We start from the raw sequence: 19,106 nt of genomic DNA on the forward strand, positions 1-19,106 counted from the left end.
TTCGAAAGCTGGTCTCAGCTTTCCTTGGGCGTCAGCACCTGGCGACCGCGATACATGCCGGTCTTCAGGTCGATATGGTGCGGGCGGCGCATTTCGCCGGAATTCTTGTCCTCGACATAGGTCGGGGCCTTGAGAGCGTCGGCCGAGCGGCGCATGCCGCGCTTGGACGGAGAGGTTTTTCGTTTCGGAACGGCCATGGATATGCTCCACTACATGGTCAAAATGCCCCGATAGCCCTCGTGAAAGGGCCGCGTCAGGGCCATAATCTGAGAAAGTCGGGTGCCTATACACGCCCTGCGCCGTTTTGGCCAGCACCGTGGCGATTTTTTTTGAACTGGCAGCGGTTCTACCTAATCAAGACAACCGACATACGCGCCCGAACGGCCGGCGCGGCGTTCGATCAGCGACGCCAGCCGCCGCAGACCCGGACCGGGCTTGGCCGGATTGCGGGCGATCGGATTGGGCAGCGAGACGGCCAGCAATGCCGCCTGCCGCCGCGACAGCTGTTTGGCCGAAACGCCGAAATGGTGCTGCGCCGCCGCCTCGATGCCGTAAATGCCCGGCCCCCATTCGGCGATGTTGAGGTAGATCTCCATGATCCGCCGTTTCGACATCACCGCGTCGAAATAGACGGCCAGCGGCAGTTCGACCACCTTGCGCACCGAGCCCAGCGGCCGCGACCACAGGAAAAGGTTCTTCACCGTCTGCATGGTGATGGTCGAGGCGCCGCGCGTCGCCTCGCCGGCCAGCGCATCGTCGACGACGCCGCGCAATTCGCCGAGATCGATGCCGCGATGGAAGCAGAATTGCCCGTCCTCCGACATGATCACCGAATTGGCCAGCACCGGGGACACATCGTCGATCGACACCCAGCGCCGGTCGTAACCGGAGAAGGTCGCGAGGTCTTTGACCATCAAGGTCGATATCGGATGCACGAAGGACGGCAGATAGAGGAAGGTCAGCACAATGGGTATCGCCGCCAGCACGACGGCGACGACCAGGCCGCGCCGTGCCAGGCGCTTCAGACCGGCGCGGTTCACGCGCCTTGGTCGCGCCATCTCAAACCCTTCGGTTTCATGATCGACGATCGGTTCCGTCAAGCCGCCCCCACCCGCGCCACTCTCCCGCCTCCGGCATAATGGCGCGAGGCTTCTTGCGCAACGTCTGAGTGTCGGCTACCGCTCCCGGCCATGACGAAAGACGAGCAATTGGCCTTTGAGGCCGCACTTCTTGGGCGGGCGGCGGCGATCGAGGCCGGGCTCAGGCTGCTGCTCGACGGCCGCACGCTTGCCGGCGAGATCGCCCGGCCGGAGCGTCTGATGGCGGCCATGCGCCATGGCGTGCTGAACGGCGGCAAGCGGCTGCGCCCCTTCCTGGTCATGGAAAGTGCCGCCCTTTTTGGCGCCGATGGCGAGGCGGCGATGCGCGTGGCGGCGGCGCTCGAATGCGTGCATTGCTATTCGCTGATCCATGACGATCTGCCTGCCATGGACGACGACGATCTGCGCCGCGGCCAGCCGACCGTGCACAAGGCCTTCGATGAAGCCACCGCCATACTTGCCGGCGATGCGCTTCTGACGCTTGCCTTCGATGTCCTCGCCGATGAGGCGACGGCGCTGCCGGCGGAGCGCAGGGCGGCACTGGTGCTGGCGCTGGCGCGCGCGGCCGGCACTGGGGGCATGGTCGGCGGGCAGACGCTCGATCTCGAAGCCGAGCGCAGCAGGCCGGACGAAGCCGGCATTATCCGGCTGCAGGCGATGAAAACCGGCGCGCTGATCCGCTTCGCCTGCGAAGCCGGCGCGATCATTGCCGGCGCCGCACCGCAGGACCGCGACCGGCTGGCCGAATTCGGCTCGGCGGTCGGGCTTGCCTTCCAGCTTGCCGACGACCTGCTCGACCTGACCGCCGATGCCAGCCAGATGGGCAAGGCGACCGGCAAGGACGCAGCCGCCGGCAAGGCGACGCTGGTGGCGCTGCATGGCGCGAACTGGGCGCGCAGCCAGCTCCATGGGCTGGTCAAGCAGGCCCATGAATTGCTTGAGCCTTACGGTGAACAGGCAGCCTTGCTGAAGGCAGCGGCAAGCTTCGTGGCAATCCGCAACAACTGAGGTTTGGGCGATCGGATGCCGAACCGTTTTCGGAATTTGTCGGCCTTGCGCTGCCTTGCTTTGGTGTCTCTCAAATGCCCCAAAGCAACTGGGCGCGCTATCTGACCTTGACGACGACCTTGCCCTTGGCGCGTCCTGTTTCGACGTAAGCCAGCGCCTCATTGGTCGCTTCAAAAGGAAAGACCCTGTCGACGACCGGGCGAATCGCCCCATCTTCGATGAGGGACGTGATTTTGCTCAGTTGCTCACCTTGCGCCGACATGAACAGGAACGAAAATCCCACGCCCCGGCGCTTGGCTTTGGTCCTGATACCACGGCTCAGCAGCCGCAGCAGCAGCCTTAGCACCACGTTCAGTCCCTGTTTCCTGGCAAATTCGGGATCCGGAGGACCGGAAATCGAGATGAGCTTCCCACCCGGTTTCAGCACAGTCAGGGATTTCTCAAGCGTCTTGGCGTCCTGGCTGTTCAGGACGACGTCGTAGCCCGACAGGATTTTCTCGAAGTCGTCCTTCCTGTAGTCGACGACGACATCGGCACCGAGATCCCTGACCAGATCGTTGCTTGCCGCGCCCGCTGTTGTCGCAACGATCGCGCCGAGATGCTTTGCCAACTGGATGGCGAATGTCCCCACGCCGCCGGAGCCAGCCTGGATGAAGATCTTCTGGCCTGTCTTCAGACCCGCCCTCTCGATGAGAGCCTGCCAGGCGGTCAGACCGACCAGCGGGATCGAGGCCGCCTCTTCCATGCTGAGGTTCGCCGGCTTCAGCGCCACGTCGGCTTCATCGATTGCGATGAATTCGGCGAATGTCCCGATCCGGCCGTCGCGCGGCCGCGCATAGACGGCGTCGCCGGGTTTGAATTTGCGGACTTTCGAGCCCACCCTGACAACCCTTCCAGCCACGTCGTGACCGAGAATGAAGGGCCGGCGATAGGGAAGGATGAGTTTGAATTCACCGGTTCTGATTTTGGAATCCAGCAGGTTCACTCCTGCGGCATGGACCTCGACCAGGACGTCATTGTCCAGCAGTTCCGGCTCCGGCATCTCGGCCAGCCGCAAAATGCCTTTCTTGTTATATTTGTCGACAACGAATGCCTTCATGGCAGTGACTTTCTGAAGTGCCTGTTGGTGTGCCGTTTGTGCGTGAAATTCTCCGTCCCGCCGTTGTTCAGACCGGCAAGCGGAACTGCTTGCGCAAGGTCTTGTCGAACATCCCCGCGGGGGCGAAGCGGCGCAGCAGGCTGACCTGGCGCGCTGCCTTCCCTGCGGTATAGCGCCGTCGCGGACGGGCGTCGGTCGCTGCCTTGACGACCACATCCGCCACCACTTCCGGCCGATCGGCTTTGGGCATCACATCGGCAAGCAGCGCCTTGAGACCGGCGCGCGCCTGATCGTAGTCCTTCAACAGGGAATCCGGCTCGATGCCGTTCTGGTCGAAGACGGTGCGCACGAATGCCGGCTCGATGACCGAGACGCGAATGTTGAAGGCGCGAACCTCATGATCGAGCGACTCCGAATAGCCCTCCAGCGCGTGCTTGACCGCCGAGTAGTGCGCTGAGTATGGCGCGGGCACCAATCCTAGAATCGAGCCGATGTTGACGATGCGCCCTTGGCCGCGGCGCCGCATCGACGGCAACACCGCATTGGTCATGCGCATGACGCCGAACAGATTGACGTCGAACAGAACCTGCACCTGTGCGACCGAAGATTCCTCGGCGCCGCCAAGCAGGCCGACACCGGCATTGTTGACCAAGAGGTCGATGCGGCCGGTCTGGGCCAGCACGGTTGCAACGAGGGCGCTGACGGACTCCCCGTCGGTCACGTCGCAGGTCAGCATGGACACCTTAGCCGGGCCGTTGCCGGCCTTGCTGCGGCTTGTCCCGAAGACGGTATACCCCGCCCGCGCCAAGGCCTCGGCACTGGCGCGGCCGATGCCCGAAGAGGCTCCGGTCACGACTGCGGTCTTTCCAGAGTTCGCATTCATTTTTTATGCTCCAAAGCCACTGGGGCTAGCTTTCGTTCGCTGGTTGAATTATGATCATAATATCAAATTACAACCGTAATGCAATAGCAGAAAGGAATAGCAGCCATGCGCTACGAAAAGGGCCGAAAGGACGCCTCCCGCGATCGCATCGTGGAGGTCGCAGCCCAGCGTTTTCGCGGTGACGGCATCGCCGCGTCCGGACTGGCAGCCATTATGGGCGACGCCGGACTGACGAACGGAGCCTTCTATCCGCATTTCCAGTCCAAGGCGGAGCTCGTGCGTGAAAGCCTTGTAGCGGCACTGGAGAGCCAGGTGCAGCAACTGCAGGAGGTATTGGCCGCCGGTGGTCCGGAGATGGGCATAGCGGCGTATCTGTCAGCTGCGCACCGGGACAACCCGGGAACGGGCTGCGCCAACGCCGCGCTGCTCCCGGAACTCGCGCGTCAGCCGCCCGAAACGCGCCAAGTCTATACCGAACGCTTGCTGGTTCTGGTGCGTCAGCTGTCTGCAGCGCTTCCGCAGGCCAGGGATCCGGAAGGCGTTGCCATGGGCGTCTTTGCGACCCTCATCGGCGCGCTTCAACTGGCCCGCGCGGTGGCAGGGACCGAATTGTCGGATCGCTTCCTTGCGGCAGGAGCAGATGCCGCGCGCAGGCTGATCCAGCCACGTGACGGCGAGAAGGCATCCTAGAGGCCGGTGGCGGCAGCGGCAAAGGGCCCTGACATCGTCCTGCGGGTCGCACACAGGAAGGGCCGGCTTTTGGAGGCGGGCCGAACCGGTATTTCGCTCCGATTCAATCGGGTCTAACGCAGATGCCTGAGCTTGTCGGGATTGCGCATGACATAGACGGCCGCGATCTTCCCGTCCTCGATGTCAAGCGCGGTCGTCTGCAGTTCGCCATCGGCCTCCTGGGTGACGAACCCCGGCAGTCCATTGACGAAGCCGATGCGCACCAGCGTCGAGCGATTGTCGCGCAGCCAGGCCGCGACTTGCGCGTATTGCTTCATGACGGCGTCGAAGCCCAGCACCGGCGCCAAAGCCGCCGGACGCTTGCCGCCGCCATCGGCATGAGCGCTGACATCTGCCGTCAGCAGCGCGCCGAGCGCCTGCATGTCGCCGCTGCGCGATGCCGCGAAAAAGGCTTCGGCGATCTCCAGGCCACGCTGCTTCTCCACCTTGAAGCGGGGCCGCGCCTCGCGGACATGGCCCCGTGCGCGAGCGGCAAGCTGGCGGCAGGCGGCTGAATCGCGCTCGATGGCGGTCGCGACCTCCTCGAATTCCAGCCCGAACACATCGTGCAGCAGAAAGGCCGCCCGCTCGAGCGGCGAAAGCCGCTCCAGCGCCAACATCAGCGGCAAGGTGACATCTTCAAGATCGCCCTCTTCGACGATCGGCTCGGGCAGCCAAGGGCCGATATAAGTCTCGCGCTGGCGCCGCGTGGATTTGAGCTGGTCAAGGCAAAGCCGCGTCACCGTGCGGCGCAGGAACGCTTCTGGCTCGCGAACCTGCGAGTGGTCGGTCCCCATCCAGCGGATGAAGGCATCCTGCACGACATCCTCGGCGTCGCTCACCGAGCCCAGCATGCGATAGGCGACCCGCATCAGCTTCGGACCCAGCGGGCCGAAGCCCGCTGCCGCGTCGTCGGGTGCCGTCGCCGTCATCAGGCCGCCTTGGCGCTGGCGCGTATCGTTGCTGCGTCGGTGTAGAGCCCGAAGCCAACGGCGATGCGGTTCCAGCCATTGATGATGTTGATCAAAACGGTGAGCTTCACCTGCTCCTCCTCGGTGAAATGCGCCTTAAGATCATCATAGGCGCTTTCGCGGTCCTGTCCTTCCGAGAGGCGCGTCAGCGCATCGGTCCAGCCGAGCGCGGCACGCTCGCGGTCGCTGTAGCAGGGCGCTTCGCGCCAGGCCGGCAGCAGATAGATGCGCTGCTCGGTCTCGCCATTCTCGCGCGCTTCGGTGGCATGCAGGTTGATGCACTTGGCGCAGCCATTGATCTGCGACGCCCGAAGCTTCACCAGCTCGTTGAGGCTGTGCTCGAGCCCGGCGGCGACGGAGAGTTCGGTCGATGCGCGCTGCCACTGCTTGATCAGCGCAGGGGCGGCGGCGAAGAGGTCGATTTTGGCGGTCATGATTGCAGTCCTTGTGTTGGGTACGCCATCATGACGAGGCAGGTCCGGCCGGTGTGACATTCAGGCTGGATTTTTTCGAAGGTGCTTTCCCGGCGCGTTCAATCGTCTTTGATCAGCACGATCTTCGCCGGATCGAAATCGATCCCGACCATCGTCCCTTCCGCCACAGCGGGTGTGACATCAGGCGATGTCGCGAACAGTTCGACCGCCGGATCGCTGATCGCGATCCGGTATTCCATGTGGTCGCCGAGATACGAGCTCTTGACCACCTGGCCCTTCATGGTGCCCGCTGGCTGGCCGGGCAAGATGCGCACGGCATTCGGGCGCACAGCGAGGATCGCCGGCCCCGGAGCGTTACCGCGACCCGGCATGTCGAGCAGCAAGGGTCCGACCTTGACCCTTGCACTGGTCGCATTGCTGGAAAGCACCTCGACGTCGAGCAGATTGGCGTCGCCCATGAAGTCGGCGATGAAGCGGTTGGTCGGCTCGTTGTAGAGGTCGCGCGGCGTGCCGTCCTGGGCGACGCGAGCGGCGTTCATGACGATGATGCGGTCGGAGACGGCGAGCGCCTCTTCCTGGTCATGCGTGACATAGACCATGGTCAGCGCCAGATCTTGCTGGAGACCCCGGATTTCGTCGCGCACGCGCCGGCGCAGCTTGGCGTCGAGGTTGGACAGCGGCTCGTCGAACAGCAGCACCTTCGGCTCCAGTACGATGGCTCGCGCCACCGCGACGCGCTGCTGCTGGCCGCCGGACAATTCGCTCGGCTGGCGCTTCTCGTAGCCGGACAGGCCGACAAGCGACAGCTTTTCGGCGGCGCGCTCGGCTGCCTGCGCCTTGCCAAGCCCCATAGCCCGCAAGCCGTAGCTGACATTCTCCATCACGTTCATGTGCGGGAACAGCGCATAGGACTGGAACACCATGGAGACATCTCGCTCGGCGGCGGACAGCAAGGTGACGTCCTTGTCGTCGATCAGGATGCGCCCGGTGCTGGTCTGTTCCAGCCCGGCGATCAGCCTGAGCGTCGTCGTCTTGCCGCAACCCGAGGGCCCGAGCAGCGTCACCAGGCTGGCCGGCGCGATGTCGAAGCTGACATTGTCGACGGCGGTCACCGCGCCGTATTTCTTGGTGACGCCCTCGAACCGCACGGCCGGCCTGTCCGTGACAACCGGGACAGCATTCTTCGCCGTCTGATCCACGCCGCTTCTCCCCATCAGATTGCTGCCACCACGGCTTCCGCCCCAGGCCGGCGCCGGCCGAGCCGGCGTTCGCCGACCAGCAGCTGGATGCCGATGAGGATGACCATCATGACAACGATCATCACCGCCGAATAGACAATCGCGATGCCGTATTCGCCGACATCTGCGCGCCCGACAATGTAGACGGTGGCGAGATTGAACCGGCCGCTCGCCAGGAAGATGACGGCGCTGACCGCCGTCACCGCGCGCACGAAACTGTAGATCATCGCGGTCACGATCGCCGGCTTCAGGATCGGCAGGATCACCCGCAGCAAGGTAGCAAAAGACCGCGCCCCAAGCGTCAGCGATGCCTCGTCCAGGCTCTTGTCGATCTGGCCCAGATTGGCGAGCCCGGCACGGATCGCCACCGGCATGTTGCGGAAGATGAAGGAGATGACGATGATCAGCCCGGTGCCGGTCAATTGCACCGGCGGCACGTTGAAGGCAAGGATATAGCTGACGCCGATCACCGTGCCGGGAATGGCAAAGCTCATCATGGCCAGGAATTCGAACATGGTGCGCCCGGCGAAACGCTGCCGGTCGAGCAGATAGGCCGTCAGGATGCCGACCGCCGCGGTGAACGGCATGGCCACCAGCGCCAGGCCGATGGTCATCAGCAGCGACGGCCAGGCCGAGCCGCTGAAAAACCAGCCATTGACGCCTTTCTCGATCGAAAAGGCGGTGAGGAAATATTCGAGCGTCGGCGTGTTGTCGCGCCCGATCGATTGCACGAAACCGCCGCCCAGGATGATGCCGTAGACCACGATGGTCAGAACCAGCCACGGAACGACGGCGGCGTAGCAGCCGATCCGCAAGGCCTTGGGCAGCGTCGCCGGTACGCCGCCATCGCCCTTGCCTGCGACGGTGACGTAGCTGCGGCTGCCGATCCAGCGACGCTGGATGACGAAGGCTGCCAGCGTGAACATCAACAGCACGATCGCCAGCACCGCCGCGCGGCCCTGGTCGTGCGCCGCACCGACCACTGCAAAGAAGATGTCGGTCGACAGCACGTTGAAGTTTCCGCCCAGCACCAGCGGATTGGCGAAATCGGCCATGCTCTCGATAAACGAAATCAGGAAGGCGCTGGCCAGCCCCGGCCGGATCAACGGCCAGGTGACGGTGCGAAACGTGCGCCAGCGGCTGGCGCGCAGGGTTTGTGATGCTTCCTCCATGCTTGGGCTGACCCCTTGCAGCACGCCGACCAGAACCAGGAACGCGATCGGCGTGAAGGCCAGCACCTGCGCGATGGTGATGCCGGCCATGCCATAGATCCAGCGGCTGCGCGGAATGCCGAGATGCACCGACATGAGGTTGGTGACGATGCCGGCGCGGCCGAACAGCAGGATCAGCGCCAGGCCGATGACGAAGGGCGGCGTGATGATCGGCAGGATGGACAGGCCGCGCAGCAGCCATTTGGCCGGCAGCTTGGTGCGAAGCGCAATCAGCGCCAGAGCCAGCCCAAGCGCCGTGCAGAAAAAGCCGACGAGGACTGCGATCGCCACCGTGTTCCACGCCACGCCGCAGGAGCCCTCGCCATAGAGGCAGCGCAGGCTCCATATGTTGGCGCTGAAGATCTTTTCGACGAACAGCGCCGGCACGACATTGCCGTCATTGTCCTTGATGGCCGAGGTGAGGATCGACAGCAGCGGATAGGCGACGAACAGGATCAGCGAAGCAATCACGATTGAGAGCGAGCCGACGACGAAACGGTCGCCCTTGCACCATCCCCGCGCGGCGAGCGCCTCGGCGATGAACATCAGCATCGCCACGGCATAGAGCGCCGCGCCCCAGCCAAGCCCCGGCTGCATCGGTCCCGGCGTGCCGGCGATCCGGGTAAGCAAGCCAAACCCCCAGCCCGAATGGATGATGGAAAAGCCTTCGATGGCCAGCCACAGCAGGCCCGCCGCGCCTGCAACCGCAAGGCTCTTGGGGTTATTGCGCGCCACCAGCCTGCTCGCCAGCAGAAGCGGCAGGACAAGCGGCAACAGCCAGGGCCGGCCACCGAGCGCCAGGATGATGGCCGGTGTCGCATCCGCCGGCTGTGCCAGCCAGTCGAACGACAGGAAGCCGCCTTCGACCTTGTACCAAGGCAAGAGCACGAAGCTCGCCCACGCGGCCATTACCCAGGCGAGCGCGCTGCGTCCAGGAGCGGAACTGACCATGGAACCGGCCGCGGCCATTCAATGTCTTTCTGTTGCCAAAGGATGGTGCGCCGGCTGCCGCGAAGGGCAGCCGGCGATCAGATGCTAGAGTGAGCGCAAAAGAACGCGCTCAGCCGCCATTGCGGACCTCGTCGGTGAACTTCTTCAACAGTCGCTTGCGTTCGGCCGACGAGCCGTATTTGGCGAAGTCGTAGTCGATCAGCTTGATCTTCGAGAGGTCCGGCGCCTCGGGCGGCACCGGCGTGGCGGTGTTCGACGGGATCTGGAAGCTGCCGTTCGGCGCCGCGAGCTTCTGCGCATCCGGGCTCAGCGCCCAGTCGTAGAATTTCTGCGCCTCTTCGGCATGCTTGGCGCCCGTCACGATGCTCATCGAGCCGATCTCGAAGCCGGTGCCCTCGCAAGGCGAAACCACCTTCACCGCCGGGTTCTGCTTGGCCGCGTTGATGACGTCGTGCTGGAAGGAGATGCCGATCAGCGTCTCGCCCTTGCCGACGGCGAGTGCCGGCGCGGCCCCTGCCTTGGTGTATTCGGCGATGTTCTTGTTGAGCTGCTTGAGATAGTCGAATGCCTTGTCCTCGCCCATCAGCTGGACGATCGTGGCAAGCATGGTCCAGGCCGTGCCCGATGAATTCGGGTCGGCCATCTCGATCTCGCCCTGGAATTCCGGCTTGACCAGATCGGCCCAGCACGCCGGCGCGGTCAGCCCGCGCTGCTTCAGATCTTCCTCATTATAGCCGTAACCGAGCGCACCGAGATAAATGCCGACCGTGCGGTTCTTCGACCTGTCGGCCTGCTTCAGCGCCCAGTCGCGCAAGTTTGCCAGTTGCGGCGACTTGTATTCCTGGGTGAGGCCCTCTTCCGCCGCCTGCAGATGCGGGTCGCCGGTGCCGCCCCACCAGATATCGGCTTGCGGATTGTCCTTCTCGGCCCGGAGGCGGGCGTAGATTTCGCCGGCGCTCATGCGGGTCATGTCGACGCTGACGCCCGTCTCCTTCTGGTAGGTGGTCGCCATCGCCCGGCACCAGGCCTCGTCGACGGCGCAATACATTGTGAGGCTGCGGTCGGCCGCCTGGGCGGCACTCGCCAATCCGAACATGGCCAGCGCCGCGCCAAGGCCAAGCCAGGCGGCGCGCAAGCCTTGCTTACTGTCAAATGTCTTCATCGATATTCCTCCCTGTCTTCTCACTGGAAACGATCTACCCGTCGTCGAGCGGCACTCCGATCACCTGGGACAATGTCGCCGCAACGCCGGGTGCTGCCGCTAGCACGGGATTGCCCTTCGCCATGCCGTCGCCGTCGAGGAACCGGTTCACACGGCCGCCGGCCTCCTCCACCAGCAGCAATCCGGCCAGGCAGTCCCACGAATTGATGTGCAGCTCGGCATAGGCATCCGAGCGGCCGTCGGCCACATAGGCCAGCCCAAGCGCTCCGGAGCCGGAGCGCCGCACATTGGCGCCGAGTGCCCAGACAAGGCTCACCTTGTCCAGATAGTCGCGATTGGGAATCCTGGGCGACCAGCCGAACTCGACAAAGGCGCGGTCGAACGCTTGCGTCGGCGACACATGGATCGGCGCGCCATTGCGCGTCGCGCCCTGCCCGCGACGGGCAAAGTACGTTTCGCCGATGGCCGGATTGGCAATGCCGCCGATCTCGCTGCGGCCGTTCTCGACGAAAGCTATCGAAATGCAGAAATGCGGAATACCGCGCATGAAATTGGCGGTGCCGTCGATGGGGTCGACGACCCACATGCGGGCAGAGCCCATGCCACCGCCTTCCTCGCCCAAAAACCCGTCCTGCGGAAAAGCCTCTGCCAGCGTCGCGCGGATGTGCTCCTCGACCTTGCCGTCGGTTTCAGTGAGAAAATCCTGCGGGCCTTTCATCGCCACCGGCTGGACGGCGCCCTGCCGGGCATAGCCTTCCATCGCCAGTTGCCCGGCCGTGACAAGCAGTTTCCGGCAGACCTCGGCACGCCTGTCCATCTCGGCCTTGGACAGCCGGTCCGCCTTCGGATGCGCCGCCGCCCTGCTCATGCAGCCGGTCCGGACAATCGCGCCCTCAAAGCCGTCTTCGGCGAAATGGACAGGGTATTCCTCCGATGCCACTCTTGAGCCGGCTTGTATTGCACGGCTGTGCAAAGCTGTTGCATTCGGCCATGCCTGTCAAGTGCGGTGGGTGGCAATGGCAGGAGAGTTGCATTACATTGCACTGGCGTGCAAAGAATCACGAAAACAGCAGCGAGAGCGTTCGCTTGACGGTTCCGAGAATCCGCACCGGTTTTTCCAGCGCCCAGCAGGTTGCCGACCTCGCCGGGGTTTCACGCTCGGCCGTGTCACGTACCTTCACGCCCGGCGCTTCCGTTTCCGGGGAAACCCGCGAGCGGGTGATGCTGGCGGCCGAGCAACTCGGCTATCACGTCAACCATCTGGCTCGCGGCCTGATGCGGGCTTCGACCGGCATCGTCTGCCTCATCGTTGCCGATGGCGACACGCCCTATCATGCCCGCCTGCAGAAGGCGCTGACCCAACATCTGCGGGACGCCGGCAAAATGGCCATGGTGTTCAACACCTCCGGCCCCAGCCACCATGTCGACCAGGCGCTGCGCAACACGCTGAACTATCGCGCCGATGCGAGCATCGTTCTGTCCGGCTCGCCGCCGCAGTTGCTGATCCGCACCTGTCTTGAGAACGGCCAGCGGCTGGTGCTGATCAATCGCGATGACCGCTTCGACGGCCCGCACAATATCGGTGTCGACAACGCTGCAGCCGCAGAGGCAGCGCTGCATGCCTTCATCCGGGCCGGCTGTACCCGCCCCGCTTTGGTGACCTCGGCTGCCGGCACGCCCAGCCTGCTCTCCCGCGAAACCGCCTTCCTTACCGCCGCGCAGAAGGAAGGGCTGGAGGTGACCGTGTGGCGCGAGGGCCGCACCGGCTATGCCACCGGAGCCGATGGCGCTAGGCGACTCTTTTCCGGCCGGCAGCGGCCGGATGCGGCGTTCTGCGTGACCGACCTGATTGCGTGCGGCTTTCTCGATGCGGCCCGCCACGAGTTCGGCATCAGCGTACCCCGCGATCTCTGCGTCATCGGCTTTGACGACATTGAACAGGCCGACTGGGCCTCTTACCGGCTGACGACGTTCTCGCCGCCGATCGAGGAGATCGCCAGGCGCGCCGTGCGGCTCGCGACCGGCGCGCGGGAGGAGGCTGGCAGCCGCCTGATCTGCCATGCGCCCATGGTCTGGCGCAGCACGGTGAGGCCGGGCCAGGGCTGATGCGAAACATGTGTCGGTCAAAACGGGAAACGTACTGATGTCCAAGAAAAAGGCCAGGAAGACCCGCCAGGCGGCAAGACCGGTGGAGATAGCTGTAGGCCCCGAAATCCGGAGCATGATGCGCAAGTTCGGCCTGACCGAGGAAGAAGCACTGCGCATGATGCGCGAATGCGATGCCACCCTCTATGGCGCCAACTCCGGGCACGTGCAGCCAGGATCTTGACGGCCCGCCAGGCGCGAACGGAATTTTAATGTAAATCAAGCGTAATCCCGACCGTTAAAATGATGCGTATGTGTTGGGGTTGCGCATGCCGGAATATTCTTTCTTCATCCGCTCGATCCGGATCCGCTACATCTCGGGATTGCTCATCTTTGCGCTGGCTTCCACCGCGGTGATGTTTGCGCTCAATCGCGTCAATTCCTTCCGCCACGACATCGACGCGCTGAGCAGCAATCTCGTCGTCTTCACCCGCGACCTGCGCAACGCCTCCAGCTTTGCCGAAACCGCCAGCACGACCTGGCGCACCGAAACCCGTGACGGCCTTGCCGCCGCCGCGCGCGGCCATTCGCAACGCCTGACCAGCGAGATCGAAACACTGTCCGCGGAGTTGGCCGCGATCAAGCCGAGCCTATCGGCCAAAACGCTGGACGAACTCTCGTCGGCCGCCGTCAACGGCGACCTGTTCTGGTCGTCGCGTGACATCGTGCGCAACTTCAACCTGATGTCGGCGGCGCAACAGACCGACGAATGGAGCTCGCGCGAAATCCTCAACCAGAACGACCTGTTCGTCCAGCCGATGCTGATGCGTGTGCGGACCGCCATGGATGGCGAACGCCATCTGGCCGACGCCTCCAGCGACAGGCTGCTGTTGTGGGCAAGCGGCCTTCTGTTCGCGGTTCTTGCCATCGTTGCCCTCTGGATCTTCCGGCCGATGGAAAAGGCGATCCGCCGCGCCTTCACCGAATCCGCCGTATCCTTGTTCAAGGCCGAAGCGGCCGACCGCGCCAAATCGGAATTCCTGGCCAATATGAGCCATGAGATCCGCACGCCGATGAATGGCGTGCTGGGCATGGCCGAACTGCTCGCCAAGACCGAGCTTAACGCGCGCCAGAAGACCTTCACCGATGTCATCGTCAAATCGGGCAATGCGCTGCTCACCATCATCAACGACATCCTTGATTTCTCCAAGATCAATGCCGGTCAGCTGACGCTCGATCCTGCACCCTTCCGGCTTGCCGAAGCGGTCGAGGACGTGGCCACACTGGTGTCGGCGCGCGTCGCCGAAAAGAACCTCGAGCTGATCGTGCGCGTCGACCCGCGCCTGCCTGCCCATGTCGTCGGCGATGCCGGACGGTTCCGTCAGATCGTCACCAATCTGCTCGGCAATGCGGTGAAGTTCACCGAGAAGGGCCATGTGCTGATCGATGTCGGCGGCGAGGTGGTCGACGGCATGGTCCAGCTCAAGGTCCGCGTCGAGGACACAGGCATCGGCATTCCTGCCGAGAAGCTCGAGAACGTGTTCGAGAAATTCGCGCAGGTCGACGGCTCGTCGACGCGCCGCCATGAAGGCACCGGCCTCGGCCTTGCCATCGCCGCCCGCCTCATCGACCTGATGGGCGGCAAGATCGGCGTCGAAAGCGAGATCGGCCGCGGCTCGGTGTTCTGGTTCGCCGTGCCGCTGCCGGCGCATCAGCAGGACACGCGCAACGAGATCGTGCCGGTCGATGTCACCGGCGCCCGCGTGCTGGTCATCGACGACAACCCGGTCAACCGCGAGATCTTGCTGGAGCAGCTCAGAAGCTGGAGCTTCGACTGCGCGGCCGCCGAAAGCGGCGCCGTCGGCCTCGCCTTTCTAGACCGGGCCAGCCAACTCGGTGCTGCGGTCGACTGCATCATCCTCGACTACCAGATGCCCGGCATGAACGGCGCCGATGTCGCCAAGGCGATTTCCGCCGACAGCCGTCTCTCCGCCATCCCGGTGGTGCTGCTGACCTCCGTCGACCAGGTCGATTTCGGCAAGATGGTCATCGATTTCGGCATCGCCGCGCATCTCACCAAGCCGGCGCGCTCGGCCATCCTGCTCGGCACCGTCATCTCGGCCATCCAGAAAGCGCGGGCCCAGATCGGCAAGGCCCAGTTCGTTCGCGAGCCTGTTGTTCAGCAGGCGGCACCCGTGACGCCACCCGCCTTCACCGTCATTCGCGGCCCGGCAATTCCGGCGGCCACAGTGCCTGAATCGATCGCCACGCCAAACGGCCCGATCGATATTCTGATCGCCGAGGACAATGACGTTAACCAGCTGGTGTTCGGCCAAATCCTCAATGGGCTTGGCCTCAGCTACCGCATCGCCAGCAATGGCCGCACGGCCGTTGAGATGTACCGGGCGCTGCGGCCGAAGCTGATCCTCATGGACGTCTCCATGCCGGAGATGAACGGCTACGAGGCGACCCGCGCCATCCGGGCGGCGGAGGCAGCGAGTGGCAATCACACACCAATCATCGGCGTCACCGCTCACGCACTGAAGGGCGACCGCGACAAATGTATCGAGTCCGGAATGGACGACTATCTGCCCAAGCCGGTGTCGCCCGACCGCCTCGGCAGTAAGATCGGCACATGGCTCAGCGAAACGGTCGCGGTAAAGAGGGCTTGATCAAATCGCCGCGTCCAGACGATAGCGGCGCATCCAGTTTAGACTAATCTCGTCCGAGAGCTTGGCGACGCCCGGCTTTACGTCGGCGGCATTCGGCGCCGGAACGCCCAGGGCCTTGCAGATGGATGCCAATGCCGCTGCCGGATCGCCTGACAGGCGCTCATAGCCGATGCGCAGCGGGACGATCCCCTGCTCCGCGAACCAGACGTTCCAGCCCGCGTCATAGGCTTCGAGTTCGGCAAGCTCGCGCTGGATCCGCTTGAAATCGTAGCGGGGTTCCTGCGGCGGTGCGACCCGTTCGATCTCGGTTCCGTCGGGCGCGATGTGCCAAAGCCCAGTCTGCTCGGCCTTGATCAGCGACACCGCCTGCGCCAGCTTGTTTTCGCGCGAAAGATGGATGTAGAGGATCCGGCCGAAGGCCTTTTCAAAGCGTGCTTTGTCCGATGGCAGGTCTGGGTAGATCCGGTCGAGGATGGCCGAGAGTTCACCCAGGTTTTCCCGCATCAGGCGCAAGCCGAAGACGGCTGTTCCGCCCTTTCCCGCGCTGATTGCCGCCTTGAGGTAGGCGACATCGAAGTCATGCGCGCTCATCGTATCGGGATGCGGCAATTTCCACTCTTCTGCCCATTCCGCCTTGTCCTGCCGCCGGTAGAACGAGTGCGGATCGCCGGCTGTTTTCGTCGAGGCCAGAAGGCCGCACAGCAAGGTGCTTCCGGTTCTCGGCGTGCCGCAGATTATGTAGCCGTCACGCATCTCGGGGCTCTGTCGCTTGTCATGGATTGGGCTAACCTCGCCAGGCGCGGTGACACGCGCGCTTCGCGAAGGACTCCAGTCTAGCCGCGCCGGAAGGGATAGAGGAATTGCTGCCAATATCCGTTCGGAACGGGATGTCCGTGAATGCCGTAGCCGTTCGGCCAGCGCCCTTCGGGCATATGGTGGGTACCGAACAGCCGGTCGAGCAGCGGGAAATGGATGGCGAAATTTACGTCGATCGCTTCTTTCTCGAGGCCGTGATGCCAGTGGTGGTAACGCGGCGACACCAGCATCTTTTCGACTGGACCGAAACTGGTCCCGATGTTGGAATGGATGAAAGACGAATAGACGTAGACGATCAAAATATACGTCTGGATAGCCGATTCATCGAACCCCAGCACGAACATCGGGGTTGCCGTCAGGCTGCGCAGCATGATGATTTCCAGGAAATGCATGCGCGCACCGGCAATCCAGTCCATCGACTTGGCGGAATGGTGCACGGCATGGAACTTCCACAGCCAGGGAATGCGATGAAAGGCCCGATGCACCCAATACTGGGCAAAGTCGGTCAGGAACATTACCGCCAGCAGTTGCACCAGCCACGGCAAGTCGTGGACCCAGGCGCGCACCGAACCAAGGGCGCCCTGCGCATTGACGAAGTTGGACGGCGCCAAGGTCAGGTAGGTCAAAATCTGCACCAGCAGCGATGAGACCAGATAGTAGAACAGGTCCTCGCGCCATTCGTCGCGGAACACGGTCTGATCCTTGTTGCGCGCGAAAAGACGTTCGAGCGGAACGAACAGCACACCCATGAACAGGGCGTTCAGGATGAAGAAATCAAGCCCGAAGAACACCCCTTCGATGTGCAGTTGATGGCGCACCGGAAGCATGCCGACCAGCGACGCCAGCAGCACAGTGAACATCGCTGCCGCGCCGAGCGTCTTTTGCCTGCGCAGCGTCATGCTGAGGATCGCCAGGATATAGCCGGAGATGAGGACGAAATAGAGCACCGGCTTGAAGAACAGCATCTGGTGGATGGGGGCCAGATCCGGCATCGATGTAAGCGACGGGTAGCGCAGCACGATGACCATCAGCAGGGCGGTGACCCCGGCAAGCAAGCCAATCGAGCCGGACAGCCAGCCAGAACCGAACGGCCGTTTGGCGCGCGGCGTTTCAAGTTCACTTACAACGCGTCTAAGGAAATTTGCCACCGCCCCCTATGCCCCGCCTTTTTGACGATCGCAAAAAAGCTCTCGTCGGAGATATCGACCTCTTTTGCTACAGCAGGGCTCATTAATATTTAATCGCCACGACCCTGCACATGACGGGTGACTATCGCTTTTGGGCGATTGGAAGAGCCATGATTGCAACAAAAGAACACCGGCCACTATAGTCGGAATCTTTCCTGGATGCGACGGGCGCATTCAAGCGGCGTCAGCCGGCTGGTGTCGACTTCGAGGTCGTAGTCCATGCCCCTGTGGATGCGTCCATATTGCCAGCGCGCCAGACCGGGCAGCCTGTCGGCGCGCGCGGCCTCGCGCGCTTCCAGCACCTCCAGCGGCGCCATGACGCCGACCAGATGCAGGTCAAAGCTCGACAGCAACTCGACATACTCCGCTATCTCGTCATTGAAGATCACGTCGTCGACAATGAGATTGTTGCCTTGCCCGGCCATGGCGGCGATGGCATGGCGCATGCCGCGCATGGTTCGCGCGCCGATCGGCCCGCTCCTGATCACCACCGACGGCTTGCCGTCCTCCAGCACCGTCTCAAAGGAAAACCCGTCGGCATGATCCTGCAGCGCCGGCGGCAGCATGTCGATGAAAGCATCCATCTGGACATGCAGGAACGGTTCAGCGGTGATTGTTTGCAGCGCCCTGGCGATCGAGCTTTTGCCGGCGCTGCCGACGCCATTGAGCAGGACGATTTTGGCCGTCATGTCGCCCCTCGGCCTATCGGTTGCGCACGACGATACAGGCGCCGCCGACGCTTTGCAGTTTCTGGCAGATGACGTTGGCGGCGGCACGGTCGTCGACGCCGATCCTGACGGCGTAGATGCCGCGTCGGCCGATCGGCGTGCGCACCCGGCTGACCACCGGGTCACGACCGGAAAGCAGCGCCGGAAACCGGCTCCTGACCCGCAGCCACTGATTGATCGCAGCTCCCCTGCGGAAATTGCCGGCCACCTGCACGCCCCAGGGCTTCACATTGATCGAGGCCATGGCCACGGTTCTCGACATGATCACCGGCAGCTTGCGGCAGGCGACGGCAAAGCTGGTTTTAGCGTCGAGCGGCTCGATCGATCCGGCGTAGGCGCTGTCGGAAAACTTGTCGACGGGCTCGCCCATGACGTCGAAGACATAGCTCTCGGTCTCCATGGGCAAGAAGCCGCCCGAACCCAGCCAGCGCGAAACGCGGCTCTCGCCGGCATTGTAGGCAGCCGCCGCCAGGCCGAGATTGCCGAAGCCGGTCTTCATCTCGCCGAGATATTTCGCCGAAGCCGGGATCGCCTGATCGATGTCGAAAGGATCGGCCAGCCCGCGCATCTTGGCGGTGCCCGGCATGAACTGGGCGATGCCTTCGGCACCGACCGGGCTAACCGCATTGGGATCGAAGCGGCTTTCTTTCCAGATCAGCCGGGCGAAGTAATCCTTCGGCAGGCCGTTCCGCTCGGCATGCGTCTCGATCAGGTCACAGACACGGCCGATCAATCGTTTCGCCGCCGAGCGCGATTGCGGTGGATCGGCGAGCGCCTGTCCGGCACCCAGCCCGCAGAGCAGGATCACACCGGCTTTGAGCAGCCCCCGCAT

At 63.6% G+C, this 19,106-nt stretch carries 19 protein-coding genes; 5 read left to right on the forward strand and 14 right to left on the reverse strand.

Translation table 11 applies throughout. The annotated features are described in order from the left end of the window. Positions 1-14: 14 nt before the first annotated feature. Together rpmF and NLY36_RS12655 are read right to left on the reverse strand one after the other, a co-directional pair. Positions 15-197, reverse strand: coding sequence for a 50S ribosomal protein L32 (gene rpmF, locus NLY36_RS12650; RefSeq protein WP_008834724.1), 183 nt, complete (start codon positions 195-197; stop codon positions 15-17). Between the two features lie 153 nt (positions 198-350). Beyond that, the gene (locus NLY36_RS12655) at positions 351-1,058 is read right to left on the reverse strand and encodes a biosynthetic peptidoglycan transglycosylase (protein ID WP_050587122.1); all 708 of its coding nucleotides are present in this window, start codon (positions 1,056-1,058) and stop codon (positions 351-353) included. Positions 1,059-1,190: 132 nt separating this feature from the next. Between NLY36_RS12655 and NLY36_RS12660 the strand changes: the two genes are divergently transcribed. Beyond that, entirely contained in the window at positions 1,191-2,108 is a 918-nt protein-coding gene (locus tag NLY36_RS12660; protein ID WP_023736994.1) for a polyprenyl synthetase family protein, read from the forward strand. 97 nt (positions 2,109-2,205) lie between these two features. Here the strand turns inward: NLY36_RS12660 and NLY36_RS12665 are convergent, their stop codons facing one another. Continuing rightward, positions 2,206-3,207: an NADP-dependent oxidoreductase gene (locus tag NLY36_RS12665; protein WP_023736995.1), complete on the reverse strand. Its 1,002-nt coding sequence runs from the start codon at positions 3,205-3,207 to the stop codon at positions 2,206-2,208. Positions 3,208-3,274: 67 nt separating this feature from the next. Beyond that, positions 3,275-4,090 (reverse strand): oxidoreductase, encoded by an 816-nt coding sequence (locus NLY36_RS12670; protein WP_023727313.1) that lies wholly within the window; start codon positions 4,088-4,090, stop codon positions 3,275-3,277. Positions 4,091-4,195: 105 nt separating this feature from the next. Here NLY36_RS12670 and NLY36_RS12675 point away from each other — a divergent pair, with 105 nt between their 5' ends. Then, positions 4,196-4,780 (forward strand): TetR/AcrR family transcriptional regulator, encoded by a 585-nt coding sequence (locus tag NLY36_RS12675; protein ID WP_023736996.1) that lies wholly within the window; start codon positions 4,196-4,198, stop codon positions 4,778-4,780. Between the two features lie 113 nt (positions 4,781-4,893). Here NLY36_RS12675 and NLY36_RS12680 read toward each other — a convergent pair whose 3' ends face one another. The 6 genes from NLY36_RS12680 to NLY36_RS12705 all read right to left on the reverse strand — a co-directional run bounded on the left by NLY36_RS12680 (position 4,894) and on the right by NLY36_RS12705 (position 11,654). Continuing rightward, positions 4,894-5,751, reverse strand: a complete 858-nt coding sequence (locus NLY36_RS12680) for a sigma-70 family RNA polymerase sigma factor (RefSeq protein WP_023736997.1) — start codon at positions 5,749-5,751, stop codon at positions 4,894-4,896. After that, positions 5,751-6,224, reverse strand: a complete 474-nt coding sequence (locus NLY36_RS12685) for a carboxymuconolactone decarboxylase family protein (RefSeq protein WP_023736998.1) — start codon at positions 6,222-6,224, stop codon at positions 5,751-5,753. Before NLY36_RS12685 ends, NLY36_RS12680 begins: the two co-directional genes overlap by 1 nt. Before the next feature lie 98 nt (positions 6,225-6,322). Then, positions 6,323-7,423, reverse strand: a complete 1,101-nt coding sequence (locus tag NLY36_RS12690) for an ABC transporter ATP-binding protein (protein ID WP_023736999.1) — start codon at positions 7,421-7,423, stop codon at positions 6,323-6,325. 14 nt (positions 7,424-7,437) lie between these two features. Continuing rightward, positions 7,438-9,642 (reverse strand): ABC transporter permease, encoded by a 2,205-nt coding sequence (locus NLY36_RS12695; RefSeq protein WP_023737000.1) that lies wholly within the window; start codon positions 9,640-9,642, stop codon positions 7,438-7,440. 91 nt (positions 9,643-9,733) lie between these two features. Continuing rightward, entirely contained in the window at positions 9,734-10,759 is a 1,026-nt protein-coding gene (locus NLY36_RS12700) for an ABC transporter substrate-binding protein (RefSeq protein ID WP_023748323.1), read from the reverse strand. A 61-nt stretch (positions 10,760-10,820) separates the two neighbouring features. After that, positions 10,821-11,654 carry an inositol monophosphatase family protein gene (locus tag NLY36_RS12705; RefSeq protein WP_050587730.1) on the reverse strand — a complete coding sequence of 278 codons (834 nt, stop codon included), beginning with the start codon at positions 11,652-11,654 and terminating at the stop codon, positions 10,821-10,823. A 218-nt stretch (positions 11,655-11,872) separates the two neighbouring features. Between NLY36_RS12705 and NLY36_RS12710 the strand changes: the two genes are divergently transcribed. The 3 genes from NLY36_RS12710 (at position 11,873) to NLY36_RS12720 (ending at position 15,543) form a co-directional block, all read left to right on the forward strand. After that, entirely contained in the window at positions 11,873-12,892 is a 1,020-nt protein-coding gene (locus NLY36_RS12710) for a LacI family DNA-binding transcriptional regulator (RefSeq protein WP_031208759.1), read from the forward strand. Between the two features lie 37 nt (positions 12,893-12,929). Beyond that, entirely contained in the window at positions 12,930-13,115 is a 186-nt protein-coding gene (locus NLY36_RS12715; RefSeq protein ID WP_023684018.1) for a hypothetical protein, read from the forward strand. 85 nt (positions 13,116-13,200) lie between these two features. After that, a complete protein-coding gene (locus tag NLY36_RS12720; RefSeq protein WP_023737002.1) occupies positions 13,201-15,543 on the forward strand; it encodes a response regulator in 2,343 nt (780 codons plus the stop codon). Here the strand turns inward: NLY36_RS12720 and NLY36_RS12725 are convergent, their stop codons facing one another. From NLY36_RS12725 to NLY36_RS12740, 4 genes are all read right to left on the reverse strand, one after another. Continuing rightward, the gene (locus NLY36_RS12725; RefSeq protein ID WP_031249429.1) at positions 15,544-16,296 is read right to left on the reverse strand and encodes a Stf0 family sulfotransferase; all 753 of its coding nucleotides are present in this window, start codon (positions 16,294-16,296) and stop codon (positions 15,544-15,546) included. It lies immediately after the preceding gene. A gap of 80 nt (positions 16,297-16,376) precedes the next feature. Next, the gene (locus tag NLY36_RS12730; RefSeq protein ID WP_023737004.1) at positions 16,377-17,507 is read right to left on the reverse strand and encodes a sterol desaturase family protein; all 1,131 of its coding nucleotides are present in this window, start codon (positions 17,505-17,507) and stop codon (positions 16,377-16,379) included. Between the two features lie 176 nt (positions 17,508-17,683). Beyond that, the gene (locus NLY36_RS12735; RefSeq protein ID WP_023737005.1) at positions 17,684-18,235 is read right to left on the reverse strand and encodes a chloramphenicol phosphotransferase CPT family protein; all 552 of its coding nucleotides are present in this window, start codon (positions 18,233-18,235) and stop codon (positions 17,684-17,686) included. A 13-nt stretch (positions 18,236-18,248) separates the two neighbouring features. Continuing rightward, the gene (locus NLY36_RS12740; protein WP_023737006.1) at positions 18,249-19,106 is read right to left on the reverse strand and encodes a lytic transglycosylase domain-containing protein; all 858 of its coding nucleotides are present in this window, start codon (positions 19,104-19,106) and stop codon (positions 18,249-18,251) included.

This window comes from Mesorhizobium sp. C399B (assembly GCF_030323185.1).
Taxonomy (GTDB): Bacteria; Pseudomonadota; Alphaproteobacteria; order Rhizobiales; family Rhizobiaceae; genus Mesorhizobium.

Excerpts from the sequence above, each read along its gene's own strand:
- rpmF (WP_008834724.1), bottom strand. The coding sequence starts at position 197 with ATGGCCGTTCCGAAACGAAAAACCTCTCCGTCCAAGCGCGGCATGCGC.
- NLY36_RS12655 (WP_050587122.1), bottom strand. The coding sequence starts at position 1,058 with ATGGCGCGACCAAGGCGCGTGAACCGCGCCGGTCTGAAGCGCCTGGCA.
- NLY36_RS12660 (WP_023736994.1), top strand. The coding sequence starts at position 1,191 with ATGACGAAAGACGAGCAATTGGCCTTTGAGGCCGCACTTCTTGGGCGG.
- NLY36_RS12665 (WP_023736995.1), bottom strand. The coding sequence starts at position 3,207 with ATGAAGGCATTCGTTGTCGACAAATATAACAAGAAAGGCATTTTGCGG.
- NLY36_RS12670 (WP_023727313.1), bottom strand. The coding sequence starts at position 4,090 with ATGAATGCGAACTCTGGAAAGACCGCAGTCGTGACCGGAGCCTCTTCG.
- NLY36_RS12675 (WP_023736996.1), top strand. The coding sequence starts at position 4,196 with ATGCGCTACGAAAAGGGCCGAAAGGACGCCTCCCGCGATCGCATCGTG.
- NLY36_RS12680 (WP_023736997.1), bottom strand. The coding sequence starts at position 5,751 with ATGACGGCGACGGCACCCGACGACGCGGCAGCGGGCTTCGGCCCGCTG.
- NLY36_RS12685 (WP_023736998.1), bottom strand. The coding sequence starts at position 6,224 with ATGACCGCCAAAATCGACCTCTTCGCCGCCGCCCCTGCGCTGATCAAG.
- NLY36_RS12695 (WP_023737000.1), bottom strand. The coding sequence starts at position 9,642 with ATGGCCGCGGCCGGTTCCATGGTCAGTTCCGCTCCTGGACGCAGCGCG.
- NLY36_RS12705 (WP_050587730.1), bottom strand. The coding sequence starts at position 11,654 with ATGAGCAGGGCGGCGGCGCATCCGAAGGCGGACCGGCTGTCCAAGGCC.
- NLY36_RS12715 (WP_023684018.1), top strand. The coding sequence starts at position 12,930 with ATGTCCAAGAAAAAGGCCAGGAAGACCCGCCAGGCGGCAAGACCGGTG.
- NLY36_RS12720 (WP_023737002.1), top strand. The coding sequence starts at position 13,201 with ATGCCGGAATATTCTTTCTTCATCCGCTCGATCCGGATCCGCTACATC.
- NLY36_RS12725 (WP_031249429.1), bottom strand. The coding sequence starts at position 16,296 with ATGCGTGACGGCTACATAATCTGCGGCACGCCGAGAACCGGAAGCACC.
- NLY36_RS12735 (WP_023737005.1), bottom strand. The coding sequence starts at position 18,235 with ATGACGGCCAAAATCGTCCTGCTCAATGGCGTCGGCAGCGCCGGCAAA.
- NLY36_RS12740 (WP_023737006.1), bottom strand. The coding sequence starts at position 19,106 with ATGCGGGGGCTGCTCAAAGCCGGTGTGATCCTGCTCTGCGGGCTGGGT.